This is a genomic window from Zarconia navalis LEGE 11467 (assembly GCF_015207075.1).
GTDB lineage: Bacteria > Cyanobacteriota > Cyanobacteriia > Cyanobacteriales > Geitlerinemataceae > Zarconia > Zarconia navalis.
Genome location: NZ_JADEXN010000377.1, coordinates 1 through 5,557, shown reverse-complemented (window position 1 = coordinate 5,557; position 5,557 = coordinate 1). Strand labels below are relative to the sequence as shown.

Sequence of the window (5,557 nt, the reverse complement as noted above, 5' to 3'; positions counted from 1 at the left end):
GGTCCACGTTAGTAAAACCTGCATTTTTGGTTAAGTCGTGGGGGGCAAACAGAATTTTTTCTCGGAGTTGGCGACTCACTTGGAAAGCATCGCTTTTGCGCGTGAAGTAGCGTTCGATGTGTCGGGGTTCGATTTCGTTAATAATGGTGAGGGGATAGATACCTCGAGCGGCTTTTTCTAAGGCGATTTTATCGATATCTGTCGCAAATATTTTAAAACGAATGGATTTGTTCGATCGAGCGATGGCTTCTTCGAGCAAAATAGCCAGGGAATAAGCTTCTTCTCCCGTGGCGCAGGCGGTTACCCAACACCGCAACTCTTCCTGGGGTTGGGCACCATCGATTAAGTCGGGAACCACGCGGGTTTTGAGGAAATTCCACGGGAGGCGATCTCGGAAAAATTGGGTGACGCTAATGAGTAAGTCATGACGTAACGTTGCCCGTTCTTCCGAAGAGGATTCTAACAGGCGAATGAAATCTTCAAAATTTTGACAGCCGCTGATGAGGTATCGGCGATGGATGCGTCGCGAGAGGGTCGTGGTTTTGTAATGGGAAAAATCGGTATCTTCGTACTGGGCTAAGATGCTCGAAATCCGTTGCAATCGATCGGTATCGAGAAATGAATTGGAGTCTTGACGGGCCATCTGGGGGGCTTTGGGCGATCGCACTAAGCGCTCGATCGTTTGGGCGAGTTCGCGAGGTGCTAAAACGCGATCGACAACCCCTGTTGAAATGGCAGTGCGCGGCATCCCGTCAAATTCTGCGGTTTCGGGTTCTTGTACCATGGCAAACCCACCCGCTTCGTTAATGGCTTGCAAGCCTCGGGTTCCGTCGCTTCCCGTTCCCGATAAAATGACGCCAATGGCGCGATCGGCATAGTTTGTAGCCAGAGACTCTAAAAAAATATCGATGGGAAAGTTGAGTTTGTGGCGGCTTCTTGCCTCTTGTTCGAATAAATGCAATCGATTCTGTTCTAGGAATAAATTTTTTCCCGGTGGAATCAAATACACGGAATTGGGTTCTAACTTCATCCCATCTGTCACTCGATAGATCGCCATACGGGTGCGTCGTTCGAGCAGTTCTTTCATCAGACTCTTGAAATCCGGTGAAAGGTGCTGAATCACGACAAAAGCCGCTCCCGTATCGATGGTTAGATTCTCGAAAAATATTTCTAGGGCGCGCAGTCCTCCCGCAGACGCACCGATCCCAACAACGAAAAAATTGGGTTCTCGATCGCGATCGTTTACACCCGATTGACTTTCCGACATAGAACGACTGCGGTTAAAAAATATTAAATAATCTTACATATTGTACCTGAACTTAGTGTTTAATTCGCAATTAATTCCCAGGATTAAGTGATAACTAATGACAGATTAATTATCAGCAAGTTACGTACGAGTCTTCCTCAATTTCTACACAATTCTACGATCGTGTAAATACACGGTGTGCGTTGCGCTATATCTGGGTCGGTATTCAGGTTTCATATCCGATCCGGGTAACGAACCTGAATATACAAATTCCACAAGTCACTTTCTCCCCCAGCAATGCCCGATCCTTGTGCTCCTCAACCTGAATTACGGTCATTCAACTGGATTTGATATCAAAGCGCGCCCTAGTGCCGCTACGGGTTATTAAAAATGCGTCTTGGAAAGTCGAACGGGACCCAAACCGACACCGCTCGCGCTTCCGCAAAATGCAAAATTAAAAATGCTGATTCCACGTAGCTTTCACGGGCTTCGACGTGAGCGCAGCTGCTGAGCTTGTCGAAGTACAGCCGAACGTTGAGAGCTAGGTAATTATTTGTGCCGCGCTGCCCTGGGGTATCAAGCGTACCAGCTATCCCGAAAAACGATATAACCTTCAACCCTACGGCAATTTTATGCTCCAAGCCAGATTAATGCGGCATTGTTCTCTGAATTCCGACCTATCTCGAATCCATTGTTTATAAGCTTTGATAGTCCGAAATTAAAACTATTCAGTTTGTTGAAGAAGTAATTGGCAAAGAAACCGTAAATATCGTTCGATCGGGGTTATTTTCAACGAAGATCGTGCCTCGATGTTTTTGGACTATTTTCTCACAAATATATAAATTCATCTGTGTTTTTGGGTTGGAATCGAGCGTTTGTGCGGGAGAGAGTTCCGATCGACTGTTGGAAATTGAAATCTGAACTTGGTTATCTGACGTCGCAGTTTCAATGGTAAGAATTCCCTTATCGCCCATCGCCTCTAATGCATTTTCGATCAGGTTCGTCCACACTTGAGATAATTGGTCGGGATAGCACGAAACTAAAGGTAGGGGGCTGTAATTTTCCACCAGTTCGATATTCGCGGGTAATCGGTATTTAAACAGAGCTCGAACCATTTCGATTCCTTCTGCAATATCAGCGATCGCTGGGGTATCGGGATAGTCTCGACCGGCATAGTTACTCAAAGCTTTGAGAATGGCCTCGGTACGCTCGACGGCAACATTAATATTCTCGAGGCTGCGGTGAGCTTTGGTGATGGTTCGAGCCACTTGGAGAATCCGATCGCGATCGGGATCTTGCAGGAGGGGCAAAATCGACTCGACATCCAACCCCACTCCCAACTCCACCAGAATTGAGGCTAGTTTGAATTCCCCGTCGGCGATATCGAGGTCAACGAGCTTTTGGGCAATTTGACGTTGCAGTTGTCGCCGTTCCTTTGTTTGCCCAAGAGGGACAGCAGCCGCATTCTCGACTAAGGCGATAAAGCGGGTTTGTTGTTCGCAAGACAGCCGCTCGAAAAATTGGGGAAATTCAAAACATCGGTTGTCGAGAATGGCGCGCATCGGAGGCATGGCCGATCGAATCATCGTCAGAGGATCGTTAATTTCCCCCGTCATCGCGACAACCAAACGACCCAAGGCGGTCATTTTCTCGCGGTGAATCATTTCGCCTTGCAGGGCTTGCAGTTCCCATAGGGTTCGATCGAGTTTGGTATTTTGTTGCTGTAAGTCCCGTTCGGCTTGTTGCCGTTGTTGGATTTCGGCTTCGAGTTGGCGGTTGCGCGCTTCCAATTCTCGGTTGTTCCGTTCGAGTTGTCTTTGCAGGGCACAGATCGCCAGTTGATGTTCGATGCGAGCGATGACTTCCTCACTTTGGAAGGGTTTGGTGATGTAGTCCGCGCCGCCGATTTCAAAGCCTTTTATCTTGTCTTCGATGCGCGCTAAAGCACTCAAGAACAGAACCGGAATATGGTGGGTTTTGGAATCTTCCTTCAAACGCCGGCAGACTTCGTAGCCATCCATTCTCGGCATGAGAATATCGAGCAAAATCAAATCCGGTGGCTTGACGAGCGCGGCTTTGAGAGCAATGTCGCCACTAATAGCAACCTGGATTCGGTAGCGTTCTCGCAAAAGCTGCGAGAGAACCTGAAGGTTATCGGGTCGATCGTCGACAACAAGTAGGTTGTATGGGATGGGATTGTCAGGTCGATTGTCGAGTTGTTCTGAGTTACTCACTATTGGTATCGTTATCGAGGAAAGTTTGGGTCAGGTAATAAATGGTATCGAAGTGGCTTCCCTCCACCAATTGTTCCAGAGTGCTTTGGAGCGATCGATGAGTTGTTGGGATTTCGGCGAGGATTTGGATGGCTTGTTCTTGCTCTAAGGTACCAGAAGCGAAGTTGAGTCGCTCTACCCAGTCTCGAGACATGACGGCAAACGACTCTGAGGTTAGAGATATTTTGGTCTCTGGCCAACTCGGTTGTATGGGGGTCGCCTCTTCGTAAAGATAGCGCACTCCGAGCTGACGAGCGATTTTTTCCAAGAGATTTTGCACCCGTACGGGTTTGGTGGCAAAATCGTTGCAGCCAGCAGAAAGAAGTAAATTTTTATCCGCATCGAAAGCGCTCGCGGTGAGGGCGACAATCGCCACGGCTTGCCCGGCGACGCTGCTGCGAATGCGCCGCACCGCTTCGTAACCGTCCATCACCGGCATCCGCATATCCATCAGTATCAGTTGGGGTTGGTGTTGTTGCCACATTTCGACGGCCTGTTGTCCGTTTTCGGCTTCGAGAAGCTCGAAGCCCAAAGGTTGGAGGATTTGGACGAGCATGTGGCGATTTTCCCAACGATCTTCAACGATGAGGATGCGATAGGTGGGTTGGTCTGGAGCCAGTCCGACAACCCGCTGACCCGATAGGAGAAGGGTATCGCTATCTCCCGTTTCTTCGAGCGCTGGTATCGGTAGGCGAACGCAGATCTTCGTCCCCACGCCAACGGTACTGCGAATCTGGATGCTGCCTCCCATCAGCTCGACAAAGTTCTGGCAAATAGCCAGTCCCAATCCCGTGCCTTCGGCCTGCCTGCGTCCGGCAATTCCCCGATCGAACGCTTCGAAAATCCGTGCGAGTTCTTCCTTCTCGATACCGACTCCGGTATCTTCCACATCGAAGTGTAAAATCTGCGGCCGTTCTGGGTTGGAAGGTTTGCCCATCGGGAGTTTGAGAAAAACACTCACCCGCAGGGTAATGCTGCCGCTATTGGTAAATTTAACGGCATTACCCATCAGGTTAATCAGGATTTGACGCAGCTTGGCTTCGTCGGTTTTCACCACCATCGGGACATCGGGGGCGATATCGAGATTTACGCTCAAGCCTTTGGCGCTGGCTTTGACTTCGAGCATCTCCACGACGGTACTTAGGAGTTGGTGGAGGTTGAAAGAGGTGGTGATGAGTTCGATTTTCCCCGCTTCGATTTTGGCTAAATCGAGAATGTCGTTAATCAGGGAGAGTAAATGCTCGCTACTGCGGAGAATGGTGTTGAGAATATTTCGTTGTTCCGGTGTGGTTTGAGTATCGCGCGCGAGAATTTCGCTGAAGCCGAGAATGACGTTGAGGGGGGTGCGCAGTTCGTGGCTCATGGTTGCCAGGAACTCGCTTTTGGCACGGTTGGCGGCAACGGCTTCTTCTCGGGCGGTTTCGAGTTCGACGTTGGTGCGATCGAGAGCGAGGTAGTTCTGGTGCAGTTGGGCTTCAGCGGCTTTGCGCTCGCTGATGTCTTCCAACACCAACAGCTGACCGAGAGTGCGCTCTCCTTCTCCGACGGGGACGCAGAAACGGCGGAAGGTGCGACCGTCGAGGAGGAGAATCTCATCTTCGACGATTTGACCGTCGCCATCGTTGAAGATGCCATAGAGTTGGGTGGTGTTTGCGAATACTTTTGAATCGAGCGCCTCCAAACACCTCTCCATCACCGTGTCGTGACCGATTTCGCCCTCTTTTATAGAATTGCAAATATCTTCGAGATGCCACAGGCGGCAAAACTCATCATTGCCAAACAAGACCCGATCGCTGCTGGCGTTGCCGACGTAAATCCCCAGGGGAATCACGCCGACGATCGTTCGCAACAGGGTTTCGCTGCGGCGCAGTTGCTCTTCCATGGCGAGGCTGGCGGTAATATCGGTTTGGATGCCGATATAGTGAGTGAGATTGCCGGCTTCGTCGTGCAGGGGGGTGAGGCTCAGTTGGTTCCAGAATGGGGTGCCGTCGCAGCGGTAGTTGCGTAGCAGAACTTGGCAATGGGTTTGGGTTTCCAA

The 5,557-nt window shown here is 50.1% G+C and carries 3 protein-coding genes; all 3 read right to left on the bottom strand.

What is annotated here, in order from left to right; genetic code table 11:
- A partial coding sequence (locus IQ235_RS17420; protein ID WP_319592615.1) for a chemotaxis protein CheB occupies positions 1 to 1,267 on the bottom strand: 1,267 nt, incomplete at its 3' end.
- Positions 1,268 to 1,974: 707 nt separating this feature from the next.
- The gene (locus tag IQ235_RS17415) at positions 1,975 to 3,480 is read right to left on the bottom strand and encodes a hybrid sensor histidine kinase/response regulator (protein WP_264322694.1); all 1,506 of its coding nucleotides are present in this window, start codon (positions 3,478 to 3,480) and stop codon (positions 1,975 to 1,977) included.
- Positions 3,473 to 5,557, bottom strand: a 2,085-nt coding sequence (locus IQ235_RS17410; RefSeq protein WP_264322693.1) for a PAS domain-containing hybrid sensor histidine kinase/response regulator, incomplete at its 5' end; no start/stop codon positions are given. The genes IQ235_RS17415 and IQ235_RS17410, both read right to left, overlap by 8 nt.